The organism is Microbacterium jejuense, from assembly GCF_019511665.1.
Lineage (GTDB): Bacteria > Actinomycetota > Actinomycetes > Actinomycetales > Microbacteriaceae > Microbacterium > Microbacterium jejuense_A.
The window spans coordinates 185,439-200,673 of the sequence record NZ_JAEUAW010000006.1; the positions used below are offsets into that span (position 1 = coordinate 185,439).

At 71.0% G+C, this 15,235-nt stretch carries 14 protein-coding genes; 4 read left to right on the forward strand and 10 right to left on the reverse strand.

The window, feature by feature from the left end:
• Positions 1-21 precede the first annotated feature (21 nt).
• The 4 genes from JNB62_RS10130 to JNB62_RS10145 all read right to left on the reverse strand — a co-directional run bounded on the left by JNB62_RS10130 (position 22) and on the right by JNB62_RS10145 (position 2,692).
• Positions 22-621, reverse strand: a complete 600-nt coding sequence (locus JNB62_RS10130; protein ID WP_220300751.1) for a hypothetical protein — start codon at positions 619-621, stop codon at positions 22-24.
• Positions 618-1,571 (reverse strand): 16S rRNA (cytosine(1402)-N(4))-methyltransferase RsmH, encoded by a 954-nt coding sequence (gene rsmH / locus JNB62_RS10135; protein ID WP_220300752.1) that lies wholly within the window; start codon positions 1,569-1,571, stop codon positions 618-620. The genes JNB62_RS10130 and rsmH overlap by 4 nt, the downstream gene beginning before the upstream one ends.
• A gap of 112 nt (positions 1,572-1,683) precedes the next feature.
• Positions 1,684-2,115 (reverse strand): division/cell wall cluster transcriptional repressor MraZ, encoded by a 432-nt coding sequence (gene mraZ, locus JNB62_RS10140; protein WP_141893478.1) that lies wholly within the window; start codon positions 2,113-2,115, stop codon positions 1,684-1,686.
• 211 nt (positions 2,116-2,326) lie between these two features.
• Positions 2,327-2,692, reverse strand: a complete 366-nt coding sequence (locus JNB62_RS10145) for a DUF3040 domain-containing protein (protein WP_220300753.1) — start codon at positions 2,690-2,692, stop codon at positions 2,327-2,329.
• 64 nt (positions 2,693-2,756) lie between these two features.
• Between JNB62_RS10145 and JNB62_RS10150 the strand changes: the two genes are divergently transcribed.
• Positions 2,757-3,851 (forward strand): polyprenyl synthetase family protein, encoded by a 1,095-nt coding sequence (locus tag JNB62_RS10150; protein ID WP_220300754.1) that lies wholly within the window; start codon positions 2,757-2,759, stop codon positions 3,849-3,851.
• A 43-nt stretch (positions 3,852-3,894) separates the two neighbouring features.
• Here JNB62_RS10150 and JNB62_RS10155 read toward each other — a convergent pair whose 3' ends face one another.
• On the reverse strand, positions 3,895-4,245 hold the full coding sequence (locus tag JNB62_RS10155; RefSeq protein WP_220300755.1) for an Rv2175c family DNA-binding protein: 351 nt from the start codon (positions 4,243-4,245) through the stop codon (positions 3,895-3,897).
• A 201-nt stretch (positions 4,246-4,446) separates the two neighbouring features.
• Between JNB62_RS10155 and JNB62_RS10160 the strand changes: the two genes are divergently transcribed.
• Together JNB62_RS10160 and pknB are read left to right on the forward strand one after the other, a co-directional pair.
• Positions 4,447-5,634 (forward strand): LysM peptidoglycan-binding domain-containing protein, encoded by a 1,188-nt coding sequence (locus tag JNB62_RS10160; protein WP_220300846.1) that lies wholly within the window; start codon positions 4,447-4,449, stop codon positions 5,632-5,634.
• A gap of 109 nt (positions 5,635-5,743) precedes the next feature.
• Entirely contained in the window at positions 5,744-7,696 is a 1,953-nt protein-coding gene (pknB, locus tag JNB62_RS10165) for a Stk1 family PASTA domain-containing Ser/Thr kinase (protein ID WP_220300756.1), read from the forward strand.
• Positions 7,697-7,767: 71 nt separating this feature from the next.
• Here pknB and JNB62_RS10170 read toward each other — a convergent pair whose 3' ends face one another.
• The 3 genes from JNB62_RS10170 to JNB62_RS10180 all read right to left on the reverse strand — a co-directional run bounded on the left by JNB62_RS10170 (position 7,768) and on the right by JNB62_RS10180 (position 10,806).
• Positions 7,768-9,105 carry a class II 3-deoxy-7-phosphoheptulonate synthase gene (locus JNB62_RS10170; protein ID WP_220300757.1) on the reverse strand — a complete coding sequence of 446 codons (1,338 nt, stop codon included), beginning with the start codon at positions 9,103-9,105 and terminating at the stop codon, positions 7,768-7,770.
• A 68-nt stretch (positions 9,106-9,173) separates the two neighbouring features.
• Positions 9,174-9,863, reverse strand: a complete 690-nt coding sequence (locus JNB62_RS10175) for a lysophospholipid acyltransferase family protein (protein WP_220300758.1) — start codon at positions 9,861-9,863, stop codon at positions 9,174-9,176.
• A 7-nt stretch (positions 9,864-9,870) separates the two neighbouring features.
• On the reverse strand, positions 9,871-10,806 hold the full coding sequence (locus tag JNB62_RS10180) for an ROK family glucokinase (RefSeq protein ID WP_220300759.1): 936 nt from the start codon (positions 10,804-10,806) through the stop codon (positions 9,871-9,873).
• A 154-nt stretch (positions 10,807-10,960) separates the two neighbouring features.
• Here JNB62_RS10180 and JNB62_RS10185 point away from each other — a divergent pair, with 154 nt between their 5' ends.
• Positions 10,961-12,787 carry an AMP-dependent synthetase/ligase gene (locus tag JNB62_RS10185; protein ID WP_220300760.1) on the forward strand — a complete coding sequence of 609 codons (1,827 nt, stop codon included), beginning with the start codon at positions 10,961-10,963 and terminating at the stop codon, positions 12,785-12,787.
• A gap of 70 nt (positions 12,788-12,857) precedes the next feature.
• Here the strand turns inward: JNB62_RS10185 and JNB62_RS10190 are convergent, their stop codons facing one another.
• Both JNB62_RS10190 and JNB62_RS10195 read right to left on the reverse strand, forming a co-directional pair.
• Positions 12,858-13,349, reverse strand: coding sequence for a peptide deformylase (locus tag JNB62_RS10190; protein WP_220300761.1), 492 nt, complete (start codon positions 13,347-13,349; stop codon positions 12,858-12,860).
• Between the two features lie 2 nt (positions 13,350-13,351).
• Positions 13,352-15,223, reverse strand: a complete 1,872-nt coding sequence (locus JNB62_RS10195) for a MinD/ParA family ATP-binding protein (RefSeq protein ID WP_220300762.1) — start codon at positions 15,221-15,223, stop codon at positions 13,352-13,354.
• Between the last annotated feature and the right edge of the window lie 12 nt (positions 15,224-15,235).

Below are 15,235 nucleotides of genomic sequence, written 5' to 3' on the forward strand. Positions count from 1 at the left end.
TCGTCTCAGTGTGTGCTGGGCCTAGTGTGTGCTCGGGGTCGGCAGTCCGTCGGTCATCGGCGGCGGAGTGTTGCCGACCCCGCCGTCGACCGGATCCGCCACCTCCACAGGCAGTCCTCCGATCGTGGCGTCGGGGACGGTGACCAGCGGCGTGTCGGTGATCAGCGCGTTGGCGACGGACCCGCGGCCGATCGCGTCGACCGACGACGACCCCATGGCCACCTCCGACGGCCCGAGGATCGCGCCGTCGCTGAGGCGCAGGTAGCTGGGAGCCTCGTTGATCACCATGCCGAGCGCCGCCGCGTTCGCGGCGAGGTACTGCGGCGAGCTGAGCCCCGCGACATCGTCGTACAGGATCTGCTTCTGGTACGTCAGGTCGCGCTGCTGCTGCGAGAGCGTCGACAGCTCGTACGTCCCCTGGGTCGTCATGAGCGAGAGCGACATCTGGGCGGCGGCGATGAGGAAGGCCCCGGCCACCGCGACGATGCCGTACAGCAGCTTCGGGCGGCGACGGCGGGCGGGTGCCTCGACGATCCGCAGGCGGCGGCGCGGGGAATCCGCGCGATCCGGCGCCGCGGTGCGACGGGGCAGTCCCTGCGCGCTGAGGGCGGTGGTGCTCATACGTCCTCCCTCACCCGCTCCGCGGCGCGCAGCCGCACGGGCGTCGCGCGCGGGTTGACGGCGCGCTCCTCGTCGGTGGCGAGCTCGGCTCCCTTGACGAGCAGTCGGAATCGCGGGGCGTGTTCGGGCAGCTCGACCGGGAGGCCGGCAGGAGCCGTCGAGGCGGAGGCCTCTGCCAGCGCGCGCTTGACGAGCCGGTCTTCGAGCGACTGGTACGACAGCACGACGATGCGACCGCCGACCGGAAGGATGCCGAGGGCCGAGGGCACCGCGCGGTCGAGGACCGACAGCTCGCGGTTGACCTCGATGCGCAGCGCCTGGAACACGCGCTTCGCGGGGTGGCCGGTGCGCTGAGCGGCGGCGGGCGTCGCCGCCTGCAGGATCTCGACCAGGCGCCCGGAGCGCTCGATCGGCGCTTCTGCGCGCGCGGCGATGATGGCGCGCGCGTAGCGCCCGGCGAGCTTCTCTTCGCCGTAGCGCTCGAAGATGCGGCGCAGGTCGCCCTCGCCGTAGGTGGCGAGGACGTCGGCGGCGGTCGTACCGGCGGACTGGTCCATCCGCATGTCGAGGGGCGCGTCCTGCGCGTATGCGAAGCCGCGGTCCGCGACGTCGAGCTGCAGGGACGAGACCCCCAGATCGAACAGGATGCCGTCGGCGTGCGCGAAACCGGCCGACGTGACGGCATCCGCGATCCCGTCGTAGACGGTGTGGACGAGCGTGACGCGATCCTCGAAGCGGGCCAGGCGCTCCCCCGCGATGCGCAGCGCGTCGGTGTCGCGGTCGAGGCCGACCAGGCGCAGGCCGGGGAAGCGCTCCAGGAACGCCTCGGAGTGGCCGCCCATGCCCAGCGTCGCGTCGACGAAGACGGCGCCGTCGCGTTGCAGCGCGGGAGCGAGCAGCTCGATGCAGCGCTCGAGCATGACCGGGGTGTGGATGTCGCGAAGGTTCATGATGTGCCGGTTCTGCTGTCCGTCCTCCCCCGGTCCTGATCCCCATCCGCTCTGACCTGGCACCGGGGAAGTGTGTCAGGGCGGGAGCGGCTGGGAGTCGGGGCCTGGGGCGTCAGAACAGTCCCGGGATCACCTCCTGCTCCAGCTCGGCGTAGCTCTCTTCGTTGGCCTCGGCGTAGGAGTTCCACGCGTCGGCATTCCAGATCTCGGCGTGGGCGCCCACGCCGGTGACGACGAGTTCGCGTTCCAGGCCGGCGTAGGCGCGCAGCGGAGGGGGGATGGTGATGCGGTTCTGACTGTCGGGCTTCTCGGCGCTCGCGCCCGAGAGGAACATGCGCAGGAAGTCCCGCGCCTGCTTGTTCGCGAGCGGCGCCTCGCGGATGCGCTCGTGCACCCGCTCGAACTCCGCCTCGCTGAAGACGTACAGGCAGCGATCCTGCCCGCGCGTCACGACGACACCCCCACCCAGGTCGTCGCGGAACTTGGCCGGGAGGATGACGCGGCCTTTGTCGTCGAGCTTGGGAGTGTGCGTGCCCAACAGCATCGGTACATCACACCCCCTTCGTCCGGCCCCCCGGGTGCTCGCCACTTTACTCCACTCTCCTCCACTTCACCATCGATTCGATGCTGAACGCTCCCTGTGAGCTCCCTGGGGGCGTCGCGGGACCGTGCGCGGGCAACAAAAAAGCACCGACCCGAAGGTCGGTGCTTCTGTGCCGTCTCAGACGGCGATGCTGGTCAGAGGGCGGGGACGCTCAGCGCTCCTCCTGCCGCTTGTCCCAGCGGTCGTTCATGCGGTCCATGAACGAAGAGCCGTTGCCCTGCGGCTTGGCAGGCCGCTCGGGTTCGACGCGCGCCTTGGCGCCGCGTCCGGGGGTGATGGCGAGGATGACCCCGCCGAGCATCACGACGAAGCCGATGACCCCGACGGCGATGATCTGCAGCGAAACGCCCATGATCAGTCCGCCGATGCCCAGCAGCACGAGGATGGTGCCGTAGACGATATTGCGATAGCTCAGGGTGCGCCCGCCCCGGGGCGCGCTCACGACGTCCGCGTCGTTGCGCATGAGATGGCGTTCCATCTCGTCCAGCAGGCGCTGCTCCTGTTCGGAGAGTGGCATGCATCCCCCTCTGTACTTCCGGTGGCTCGATTGTACGCGTGCCCTTCGTCACTAGGCTAGGCCCGTGTCCGCACCCGTAGAGCCGATCGAAGCCATTTCTCAGCGAGTCGACACATTCGTCACAGCGCAGCGGGCGGGTGCGGTGGATGCCGGCGCCGACGCCGCCCTGTTCGTCGAGGCCGCCGCCGACGCGGCGACCGGCGGCAAACGTCTTCGCGGCCGCTTCTGCCTCGCCGGGTGGAGGGCGGTGGAGGAGGCCACGGGCACCGCGGTCGATGCGCCCGGGCCGGTCATCTCCGCCGCCGCCGCGCTCGAGGTCTTCCACGCCGCCGCGCTCGTGCACGACGATCTCATCGACAACTCCGACACCCGCCGCGGACGGCCCGCCACGCACCGCGCACTGGAGGCCCGCCACCGCAGCGCACGGTGGCACGGCGACGCCGAGGCGTTCGGCCGGTCCGGCGCCATCCTGGTCGGCGACCTGCTCGTGGCGTGGAGCGACGACATCCTCGAGCAGGGTCTCGTCGACGCACCGCCGGAGCGCGCCGCGGCGGCGCGGTGGCAGTACGCGCTGATGCGGCGCGAGGTGACGCTCGGCCAGTTTCTCGACGTCGCCGAGGAGTCCGCCTTCGTGACCGAGCCCGACGATCGCCACGCCGATCGTGCGCTGCGCGTCGCCTCCTACAAGTCGGCGCGCTACAGCGTGCAGCAGCCGCTCGCCATCGGCGCCGCGCTCGCGGGCGCCGACGACGCGCAGGCGGCGGCCCTCGCGGCATTCGGGCACCCCCTCGGCATGGCCTTCCAGCTGCGCGACGACGTGCTCGGCGTCTTCGGCGACGAGCAGGCCACCGGCAAGCCGTCGGGCGACGATCTGCGCGAGGGCAAGCGCACGGTGCTCATCGCATATGCGCGCGAGGCCCTCGCGCCATCCGCTCGACGCCTCGTGGACGAGCTCATCGGCGACCCGCAGCTCGACGCCGGACAGGTGGCGTCGCTGCAGCAGACCATCGTCGAGTCGGGCGCGCTCGACCGCGTGGAGCGGCTCATCGCGGACTATGCCCACGAGGCCGACCGGGCCCTGTCGGGCGCCCGCCTGGGGAACGCCGCCGTCGGCGAGCTGCGCGATCTGGCGCGCGCCGCCACGGTCCGCACCACCTGAGCCGGACCGCCGGCCGCGGGTGCCGCCCGCGAGGACGCGGGGCTCAGGCGAGGGCGCGCGCGACCCGGCGGACCTCGCTCTTGCGTCCCGCCAGGAGCGCCTCGATGGGCGCCACGCCGATCGTGTCCTCGGGAGCGAGCAGCCAGTCGATCGCCTCGTCGTCCGAGAATCCGGCGTCGTGCAGCGCGAACACCGTGCCGCGCAGCGACGGGAGCGGGTGCCCGTCGACGATGAAGACCGACGGAACCTTGAGAGCACCGTCGCGGCGCGTGCCCACCAGGTGGAACTCGTCCAGCAGGCGTCGCACGCGCCCGAGAGGCTCGCCGAGCACCTCCACCAGTTCCGGCAGGGTGAGCCATTCGGTCTCGTACAGCGAAACGTCGTCAGAGGTCACGCAAGCAACTATCTCAGATCATCGACGGAGGCGGACGCGCGCGTCTTTCGTCACATGGACCACACCAGCCACGTCTTATAACAGGCGTTGACACCTCTCATCATCCGTGACACGGTTTTCGGAGTCGACTGAGGGGGGAAACTCGTGCGACAGACCAGCAGCACCCGCATTCCGAACGGGTCCCGGGCGATCTTCGCGGGCGTGCCCGTGGCCGTCGCCGGATCCATCGCCCTGACGCTCACTGCGGCGCCCGCGCACGCCGCCACGGCGGATGCGCCCCGCAGCGTGGGTCCGCTCGCAGTCGTCCCGCAGCCCGTCCACGCGACGGCCGCGACGGTCACCGCCGCGCACGCCGCCACGGCCGTACCCGCCGTGACCGTCGTCGCAACGCAGGCGGCGCCGGCGACCTACACCGTCGTGCGCGGCGACACCGTGAGCCGCATCGCCGCGCGCTTCGGCCTGCGCACGGCGGATGTGCTCGCCCTCAACGGCCTCGGGTGGTCGTCGGTCATCTACCCCGGCCAGGTGCTGAAGCTCACGGCGGCCGGGGCGGCCGCACCTGCGGCACCCACGGCCCCTGCCGCTCCTTCGGCCGGCGCGGGCTCGTACACGGTCCAGCGCGGCGACACCATCAGCTCCATCGCCAGGCGTCTCGGCGTGACGACGAACGCGGTGCTGTCGGCCAACGGCCTGGGCTGGTCGTCGATCATCTACCCCGGCCAGCGGATCTCGATCCCCGGCGCAGCAGCGCCCGCGGCATCCGCCCCCGCTGCGCCGGCGACGCCCGCTCCCCCGCCTGCTGCCGCGCCGTCGGCAGGCGGCGCCGCCTACACGATCGTCGCCGGCGACACCATCAGCGCGATCGCGAAGCGCCACGGCGTCACCGTCAGCGCGGTGCTCGCCGCGAACGGCCTCAGCATGTCGTCGATCATCTGCCCCGGCCAGACGATCACGGTGCCGGCCACGCAGCCCTCCATCCCCGGCCTCACCGCGGAACAGGTCGCCAACGCGCAGCTGATCGTCCGCATCGGGCGCGAGCTCGGTGTGCCCGATCGCGGGATCGCGATCGCCCTGGGCACCGCGATGCAGGAGTCCTCGCTGCGCAACGTCACGTGGGGCGACCGCGACTCTCTGGGCCTCTTCCAGCAGCGGCCGAGCTACGGCTGGGGCACCGAGGCGGAGGTTCAGGATGCCGCACGCGCGACCCGCGCGTTCTTCGGGGGTGCGGGCGATCCCAACGGCGCGCGCACGCGCGGCCTGCTCGACATCCCGGGGTGGCAGAACCTGACGTTCACGCAGGCGGCGCAGGCGGTGCAGATCTCGGCCTATCCCGACGCGTACGCCAAGTGGGAGGCGCCGGCCGCGTCGTGGCTCGCCGCGATCGGCTGAGTCCGCGCAGCAGCACGCGCATCCGTACGGCGCGTCGGAGCGTCACATTACGGTCTCGCGGGGTGAGGCGCTCCGCGGGCTCGCAGGTCCGGATCCGTAGACTCTCAGCGTGAGCACGAGTCAGCAGACCGACCCGCTGATCGGCCGTCTCGTCGACGGCCGGTACCGGGTGCGTGCTCGCATCGCCCGAGGCGGCATGGCGACGGTGTACGTCGCGACGGATCTGCGGCTGGAGCGTCGCGTCGCGCTCAAGGTCATGCACTCGCACCTGAGCGACGACTCCGTGTTCCAGAGCCGGTTCATCCAGGAGGCCCGCGCAGCCGCGCGGCTGGCCGATCCGCACGTCGTGAACGTGTTCGATCAGGGTCAGGACGGCGACATGGCGTACCTCGTCATGGAGTATCTGCCGGGCATCACGCTGCGCGAGCTGCTGCGCGAGCAGCGCCGGCTCACGGTGCCGCAGGCGATCTCGATCCTGGACGCCGTGCTGTCTGGCCTGGCCGCGGCGCACAAGGCGGGCATCGTGCACCGCGACGTCAAGCCCGAGAACGTGCTGCTCGCCGAGGACGGCCGCATCAAGATCGGCGACTTCGGCCTCGCGCGCGCCACCACGGCGAACACGGCCTCGGGTGCGCAGCTGCTCGGCACGATCGCGTACCTCGCCCCCGAGCTCGTGACGCGCGGCACGGCCGACGCGCGCAGCGACATCTACGCCATCGGCATCATGCTGTACGAGATGCTCACCGGCGAGCAGCCGTACAAGGGCGAGCAGCCCATGCAGATCGCGTTCCAGCACGCCACGGACTCGGTGCCGCGCCCGAGCGTGAAGAACCCGGGAGTGCCCGAGCCCCTGGACGAGCTGGTGCTGTGGGCGACCGAGAAGTCGCCCGACGAGCGCCCCGTCGACGCCCGCGAGATGCTGACCCGGCTGCGCGAGATCGAGCGCGAGCTCGGCGTCTCGCCGGTGGTCGCCCGCACCGGGCCGATCGGGGTGGTCGGCGACGCGACGACCCCGACCGGCGAGCTCACCGCGGTGCTGCCGAGCACCGCGACCGGACCGGTCGCGACGCTGGAAGAGGCCGACAACGCCGCCCGGCTGCGCACTGCGACGCAGCGGCGGCGCACCCGCGGAGCGTGGCTCATCGTGCTGGTGCTGCTGCTGGCCGCTGTGGCGGGCGGCGTCGGATGGTGGTTCGGCTCCGGGCCCGGGTCGATGGTGGTCGTCGCAGACGTGACCGGACAGACCTATGACGATGCGGCGGCGCGGCTGAAGCACGACACCCTGATCGCCGTCCGCGCCGAGGAGAGCAGTCTCGACGTCGCCGCCGGCAATGTCATCCGCACCAAGCCCGAGCACGGCACCCGCGTCGACCGCGATACCGAGGTCACCGTGGTCGTCTCGACGGGCCCCGCCGAGGCGACGTTCCCGTCGTTCTCGGGTATGACCGACGCCGACGCGCGCTCGGCCCTGACCGCGCAGTCGGTCGATGTGCCCGGCGAGAGCGCGCCGTTCTACACGGATGCCCCGGCCGGCACGGTCATCGGCGTCTACATCCGGCCCGCGGGCGCACCCGACGACGGCTCGCAGGACGTCGCCTGCCTCGACGGCTGCACCGTGCACCAGGGCGACACCGCGCGCATCCAGGTCTCGCTCGGACCGCTGCCGGATGTGTCCGGGCAGAGCGAAGGCAAGGCGCGCAGCACGCTGGAGGGGCTGAACCTCGTCGTCGCCGACTCGACCACCGAGGCGAGCGACAGCATCGCCGAGGGCAAGGTGATCCGGGTCGACGGCATTCCCGAGAGCGGCTGGCTCGCCCCGGGCGACACGGTCACGCTCGTGGTCTCGACCGGTCCCCCGCTCTTCCCGGTGCCGGATGTTGTCGGCGACACGCGCGACCAGGCGATCAAGAAGCTTGAGGATGCCGGCTTCCAGGTGGACTACGCGCCGTTCTTCGCCGTGGTGCCCGACGACATCACCGAGGTGAAGGCGTCCGACCCCGAGGCCGACTCGATGCACCCCAAGGGCACGCGCGTCTACATCCAGTTGAGCGTCACGGGCTGACAACCCAACGCAGAGATCCCGGATGCCTCGGGTCGAGGCATCCGGGATCTCCGACGTTCAGGAGGGGCGCGTCAGCGCTTCTCGAGCTCCTCGGCCACGAGGAACGCGAGCTCCAGCGACTGCATGTGGTTCAGGCGCGGGTCGCACAGCGACTCGTAGCGCGTCGCGAGGGTGGCCTCGTCGATCTGCTCGGAGCCGCCGAGGCACTCGGTGACGTCGTCGCCGGTCAGCTCGACGTGGATGCCGCCCGGGAAGGTGCCGACGGCGCGGTGCGCCTCGAAGAAGCCGCGCACCTCGTCGACGACGTCGTCGAAGCGGCGCGTCTTGTAGCCGGTCGGCGTCGTGATGCCGTTGCCGTGCATCGGGTCGGTGACCCACAGCGGGGTCGCACCGGAGTCCTTGACGGCCTCCAGCAGCGGGGGCAGCGCATCGCGGATCTTGCCCGCCCCCATGCGCGTGATGAAGGTGAGGCGGCCGGGCTCGCGCTCGGGGTCGAGCTTGTCGATGAGCGCGAGGGCCGTTTCGGGGGTCGTCGAGGGACCGAGCTTGACGCCGATGGGGTTGCGGATCTTCGAGAAGTAGTCGACGTGCGCGCCGTCGAGGTCGCGCGTGCGCTCGCCGATCCACAGGAAGTGCGCCGAGGTGTTGTACGGCGTGTTGGTGCGCGAGTCGATGCGCGTCAGGGGCCGCTCGTAGTCCATGAGCAGGCCCTCATGACCGGTGTAGAACTCGACGCGCTTGAGCTCGTCGAAGTCGGCGCCGGCGGCCTCCATGAACTTGATGGCGCGGTCGATCTCGGTCGCGAGGCGCTCGTACTGCTGGTTGGCGGGGTTCTGCGCGAAGCCCTTGTTCCAGGAGTGCACCTCGCGCAGGTCGGCGAAGCCGCCGGTCGTGAAGGCGCGGATGAGATTGATCGTCGATGCGGCCGTGTGGTAGCCCTTCAGGAGCCGCTGCGGGTCCGCCTGCCGCGAGCCCTCGGTGAAGTCGTAGCCGTTGACGATGTCGCCGCGGTAGGCCGGCAGGGTCACGTCGCCGCGCGTCTCGGTGTCGCTGGAGCGGGGCTTGGCGAACTGGCCCGCCATGCGACCCATCTTGACGACCGGCATCGAGGCGCCGTACGTCAGCACGACGGCCATCTGCAGCACCGTCTTGATGCGGTTGCGGATCTGCTCCGCGGTGGCTCCCGCGAACGTCTCGGCGCAGTCCCCGCCCTGCAGCAGGAAGGCACGGCCGGACGCGGCGCGCGCCAGCCGGTCGCGCAGATTGTCGACCTCGCCGGCGAACACCAGCGGGGGCAGCGTGGCGAGCTCTGCGGATGCCGCGGCCACCGCCTCGTCGTCATACCACTGCGGCTGCTGCTTGATCGGCAGGGTCCGCCAGTGGTCGAGTGCGTCGAGGTGCTGGAGCATCCCCCGATTCTAGCCGCGGCAGGTCGGGGCCCGGCGCCGCGTGACGCCGCCTCGGGCGGGGCGGGGAGTCAGGCCACCGGCTTCTTCAGGCGATCCTTGACGGTGGACGCGTACACGTCCTCGTATTCCTGTTCGCCCAGCCGCTGCAGCGCGACCATGATCTCGTCGGTGACCGAGCGCAGGATGTACCGGTCGCCCTCCATGCCCTCGAAGCGCGAGAAGTCGAGCGGCTCGCCGATCACGATGCCGACGCGCACGATGCGCGGGATCGTGGTGCCGATCGGGAGCATGGTGTCGGTATCGACCATCACCACCGGCACGACGGGCACATGCGCCTCCAGTGCCATGCGGGCGAGGCCCGTCCTGCCGCGGTAGAGCTTGCCGTCGGGGCTGCGGGTGCCTTCGGGATAGATGCCGAGCAGGTCTCCCCGGCCGAGCACCTGCAGGCCCGTGTTGAGCGAGGCCTCGGAGGCCTTGCCGCCCGAGCGGTCGATGGGGATCTGCCCGGTGGCCTTCATGAACATCCGGGTCGCCCAGCCCTTGAGTCCCTTGCCGGTGAAGTAGTCGCTCTTGGCGAGGAACGACACGGGCCGGTCGATCATGAGGGGCAGGAAGATGGAGTCCATCACCGACAGGTGATTGCTCGCGAGGATGGCCGCACCCTCGGCGGGGACGTTGCGCCGGCCGACGATCCACGGGCGCCAGATCGCCTTGACGATCGGTCCGATCACCACGTACTTCATCAGCCAGTAGAACATCGGGCGTCTACCCCTCCGCCGAGGCCAGGTCCGCGGCGCCGATGAGCCCCGCGTCGTTGACGAGCTGCGCGATTGCGAACTGCGCGACCGGACGATCGCCGTAGCCGGGCAGCGACGTCTCGTACGCCAGGCGGACGGGCGCGAGGAGGTCCTCGCCGAGCTGGGCGACGCCGCCCCCGATGACGAACAGCTCCGGATCGAGCACGGCCTGGAACCCGCCGCACGCCTCGCCCAGGGCGGTCGCGACGCGACGCAGCGCCTCCGTGGCGCCGGGGTCGCCGGCCAGCACGAGGCGCGACACGGCAGGACCCGAGATCGTGCCGGTCTCGGCGCGAAGGGCAGCGAGGGCCTCGCCGATGCCGCCGGCGTCGGCGATGTCGTGGGCCTCCCGCTGCAGCGCGCGGCCGGACGCGTACTGCTCGAGGCATCCGCTCTGCCCGCACCCGCACAGCAGGCCGCCGCGGATGAAGCGCAGGTGGCCGAGCTCGGCGGCGATGCCATGGCCGCCGCGGAACAGCTCGCCGTCGAGGATGATGGCTCCGCCGACGCCGGTGCCCATGGTGAGCATGACCATGTGCCCGACGCCCTTCCCGGCGCCGAACCGGTACTCGGCCCAGCCGGCGGCGTTCGCGTCGTTCTCGATCGCGACGGGGAGCTGGATGCCGTCCTCCAGGCGCGCCTTGAGCGGCTCGTTGCGCCACGCGATGTTGGGCGCGTGGATCACGATCGCGCGGTCGCGGTCGATGAAGCCGGCGGCGGCGACACCCACGGCGGCGACGTCGTGACCGGAGCGGAAGTGGCGCGCCATGTCGATGACCGCCTGGGCGAGCGCCCCGGTGTCGGTGGGCGTGTCGACGCGGACCTTCTCGATGATGCGGCCCTCGGCGTCGACGACGCCTCCTGCGATCTTCGTCCCGCCGATGTCGATGCCGACCTTGAGCACTGCTCTTCCTTCCCGGCCGCCGCACGCGCGGACAGCGTCTTGAAGTCTAGCCAGGGCGTCCTCGTCCACAGCCCCTGCAGCGCGCATGTGACGGCCGATTAGACTCGAGCCATCTACCCGAGATAGTCCGTCGTCCGGTACCGAAGGAGCTGCCGTGGTCCAGTTCGAAGTCCCTGCGATCGTCCCCGCCGATCCGCAGGCCAACATCTCCGACCTTCTGGTCGAACGCGTCAAGGCGACGCCCGACAGGGCGCTGTTCGCCGTCCCCGCGGGCGACGGGTGGCGCGACATCAGCGCCGCCGAGTTCCAAAAGCAGGTCATCGCGCTCGCCAAGGGCTTCGCCGCCGCCGGCATCGAGCCGGGCGACAAGGTGGGCTTCGTCGCCCGCACGACGTACGAGTGGTCGCTCGTCGACTTCGCGCTGTTCTACGCCGGCGCCGTCATGGTCCCGATCTACGAGACCAGCTCGGCGGCGCAGATCGCCTGGAACCTGTCGGACTCCGGCGCGATCGCCATCATCACCGAGCAGCCCGACCACACCGCGCGGTTCGAAGAGGCGCGGGCAGAGCTGCCGCTGGTCCGCTCGTCGTGGCAGATGCACGCCGGCGACCTCGACGCGCTCGTCGAGCAGGGCAAGGGCGTCGCCGACGAAGAGATCGAGCGCCGCCGCAGCCTCGCCGTCGGCGGCGACATCGCGACCCTCATCTACACGTCGGGCTCGACCGGCAGGCCGAAGGGGTGCGTGCTGACGCACAGCAACTTCGTCGAGCTCGCCCGCAACTCGGCCAAGTCCCTGCACGAGGTCGTCGAGACGCCGGGCGCGTCCACGCTGCTGTTCATCACGACGGCGCACGTCTTCGCCCGCTTCATCTCCATCCTCGCGGTGCACTCCGGCGTGAAGGTCGGCCACCAGCCCGACACCAAGCAGCTGCTGCCGGCGCTCGGCTCGTTCAAGCCGACGTTCCTGCTCGCGGTCCCCCGCGTCTTCGAGAAGGTCTACAACTCCGCCGAGCAGAAGGCCGAGTCCGGCGGCAAGGGCAGGATCTTCCGCGCCGCGGCCAAGACCGCCGTCGAGCACTCGACGCTGCTGCAGGAGGGCAAGAAGATCCCCTTCGGCACGAAGATCAAGTTCGCGCTGTTCGACAAGCTCGTCTACTCGAAGCTGCGCGAGGCCATGGGCGGCCGCGTGACCTACGCCGTGTCGGGCTCCGCGCCGCTCGGTCCGCGTCTCGGCCACTTCTTCCACAGCCTCGGCGTCACGATCCTCGAGGGCTACGGCCTGACCGAGACCACGGCGCCGGCGACGGTCAACATCCCGTCCAAGTCGAAGATCGGCACCGTCGGCCCCGTCCTGCCGGGCGTCGGCATCCGTCTCGCCGACGACGGCGAGATCCAGGTGCGCGGCATCAACGTCTTCAAGGAGTACTGGCGCAACGACGAGGCCACGGCGGCCGCGTTCGACGGCGACTGGTTCAAGACCGGCGACGTCGGGTCGTTCGACGACGAGGGCTTCCTCACGATCACGGGCCGCAAGAAAGAGATCATCGTGACCGCGGGAGGCAAGAACGTCTCGCCCGCCGCGCTCGAGGATCCCATCCGCGCCAACCCGATCGTCGGCCAGGTGGTCGTCGTCGGCGACCAGAAGCCGTTCATCTCGGCGCTGATCACCCTCGACCCCGAGATGCTGCCGACGTGGCTCGCGAACAACGACCTTCCCAAGGATCTGTCGCTGGCCGATGCCGCGGCCAACCCCGCGGTGCGCGCCGAGGTGCAGCGCGCGATCGACGAGGCGAACAAGTACGTCTCGCGCGCCGAGTCGATCCGCAAGTTCACGATCCTCCCGACGGAGTGGACCGAAGACAGCGGACACCTCACGCCGAAGATGAGCATCAAGCGCAACGTCATCCTCGCGGACTTCGCAGGCGACATCGAAGAGATCTACGCGGTGCCGGTGAGCACCACGAACGTCTCGCTCTCGTAGGCGATACAGAAAGGGATGCCGGCGGCCACGGCCGCCGGCATCCCTTTCGCGTTCTCTTGACGGGGTTTCGTCAGAACCAGTCGGACTCGCGGATCTCGCGCATGGCGATGCGGCGCTCCTCGGGCGTGAGCCGCTCGAGGTAGAGCATGCCGTCGAGGTGGTCGGTCTCGTGCTGCAGCGCCTGGGCCAGCAGCCCCTCGCCCTCGAGCACGAGCTCGTTGCCGTCCAGGTCGATGCCGACGACCTTGGCGTACGGGTAGCGGACGGCGTCGTGCCACAGGCCGGGCACAGAGAGGCAGCCTTCGCCGATGGCCTCGGGCTCGCCCGACACCTCGACGAGCACGGGGTTGATCACGTACCCGATGTCCCCGTCGATGTTGTAGCTGAACGCGCGCAGGCCGACGCCGATCTGGTTGGCCGCGACGCCGGCGCGTCCGGGCAGCTCGACGGTGTCGACGAGGTCGCGCACGAGCGCGCGCACGCCGTCGTCGATGGTGGCGATCGGCGCGCAGACGGACTTCAGGACAGGGTCGCCGAAGAGGCGGATCGGACGGACCGCCATGCTCAGGCGGCCACGGCGGGCGTGCGCAGGCCCTCGACGACGGTGGCGGCCAGTTCGCGGGCGGCCTCGCGGGTCGCCGGCTGCAGTTCGCGGAACACGATGGCGCTGCCGGCGGCGATGTGCGCGTCGTACGGCACGCGCACCACGGCCCGCACGCGCGTGCGGAAGTGCGCCTCGAGCTCGTCGAGCTGGACGAGCGGATGCCCCGGCTTGGCGTTGTTGAGCACGACGATGGCGCTGCGCACCTTGTCGGAGTAGCCGTTGGTCTCGAGCCACGTCAGCGTCTCGGACGCGAGACGCGCCTCGTCGACGCTGAGGCCTGCGACGATGACGAGCTGGTCGGCCAGGTCGAGCGTCGCCCCCATGACCGAGTGCACGATCCCCGTGCCGGTGTCGGTCAGGACGACCGAGTAGTAGTGCGCGGCCAGGGCGGCGACATCCCGGTAGTCGGCGTCGTTGAACGCCTCCGACACGCGGGGGTCGGTGTCGGACGCGACGACGTCCAGGCGCGTCTCGTCGCGCGCGACGATGTTCGACAGGTCGTTGAAGCCGACCACCTCGGGGCTGATGCGGACGAGGTCGCGGACGGTCTTGCCGCTGTCGCGCGAGATGCGCTCGGCGAGCGTGCCGCGGTCGGGGTTGGCGTCGACGGCGATCACGCGGTCGTCGCGGGCGTCGGCGAGTGCCATGCCCAGCAGCGTCGTCACGGTCGTCTTGCCGACGCCGCCCTTGCGCGAGAGCACCGGCACGAAACGGGCGCCGCCGGCGAGCGGAGCGGCGATGCGGCGGTCCATCTCTTTGCGGGCCCGGGCGCGCTTGCTGTCGCCGAGGTTGATGCGCCTGCCCGAGATCGAGTACAGGAAGTGCTGCCACGTGCCCTCGGGTTCGGGGCGCACCACCTGGTGCGGGTCGAGCAGGCGGTCGGCGGTGAGCAGGTCGGAGGTCTCGCGACCGGCCTCGAACTCGCCGAGGCGCTTGGAGGTCAGCGTGACACCGGGCCGGGGCGCGATGCGGTCCACGGCGCGCTCCACCACCGGGACGGCACCGGTGTGCTGCGCCTCCCGCCGGGTGGCGGGGGCCGGCGCGGTGGCTGCCGCCGCTGCGGCCGCCGCGGGGACGACCGGAGGCGCGGGAGCATCGGCCGCTGCGGATCGGGATGCCGCGGCATCCGTCTCTTCGGGTTCCGGGGCGTGCGCAGTCATGGGATCCTCCGCGATCTCATCGGTCAGCTCGAGGTCGAACTCGGTGCCGTCGAACTCGAAGTCGGACGTGTCGAAGTCGACGCCGGCGAACTCGTCGGCCTCGGACTCGGCGGCAGGCTCGTCGGCCGTCTCGGGAGCGACCTCGGCGGACTCCTCCCCCGTGGCGGACTCGGCGGCGTCGGCGACGTCGGCCACCGGCTCGGCCTCGAGCGCCTCGTCGGGGACCTCGACGGCGACGTCCTCTGCGTCGACCGGCTCGAGCGGCTCGACCGGCTCGGCGTCCTCCGGCGCAGGCAGCGGCCCGTCCGCGACGTCGGCGGACTCCTCGTCCACGATCACGGCGTCCTCGATGACCTCGACCTCGGCCTCGTCCTCGCCGTCGGCGACGGGCACCTCGTCGGCCTCGATCACGTCCTCGACGGGCTCGGTGGGAACGAACGCCTCGACGACGGGCAGGTCGGCGTCGGCGGGGATCTCGATGACGAACGGGACCTCGTCGTCGATCACGCCGTCGTCGTCGCGGTCGTCATCCGACTCCGTCGGCAGCTCGACGCTCACCTGCGCGGTCGCACCTCCGAGGATGCCGATGCCTGCGGTGTCGAGGCTTCCGGTGTCGGAGAGCACGCCGTTCACGGGCTCGTCGGGCGTGTGGTCGGTGCGATCGGGCGTCACTGCGGAGTTCTC

What these genes read in the sequence shown, in the direction of transcription:
- JNB62_RS10145 (WP_220300753.1), bottom strand. Translation starts at nt 2,692, where the DNA reads ATGCCACTCTCCGAACAGGAGCAGCGCCTGCTGGACGAGATGGAACGC.
- JNB62_RS10175 (WP_220300758.1), bottom strand. Translation starts at nt 9,863, where the DNA reads ATGTTCTACTGGCTGATGAAGTACGTGGTGATCGGACCGATCGTCAAG.
- rsmH (WP_220300752.1), bottom strand. Translation starts at nt 1,571, where the DNA reads ATGAACCTTCGCGACATCCACACCCCGGTCATGCTCGAGCGCTGCATC.
- JNB62_RS10170 (WP_220300757.1), bottom strand. Translation starts at nt 9,105, where the DNA reads ATGCTCCAGCACCTCGACGCACTCGACCACTGGCGGACCCTGCCGATC.
- mraZ (WP_141893478.1), bottom strand. Translation starts at nt 2,115, where the DNA reads ATGCTGTTGGGCACGCACACTCCCAAGCTCGACGACAAAGGCCGCGTC.
- JNB62_RS10190 (WP_220300761.1), bottom strand. Translation starts at nt 13,349, where the DNA reads ATGGCGGTCCGTCCGATCCGCCTCTTCGGCGACCCTGTCCTGAAGTCC.
- JNB62_RS10130 (WP_220300751.1), bottom strand. Translation starts at nt 621, where the DNA reads ATGAGCACCACCGCCCTCAGCGCGCAGGGACTGCCCCGTCGCACCGCG.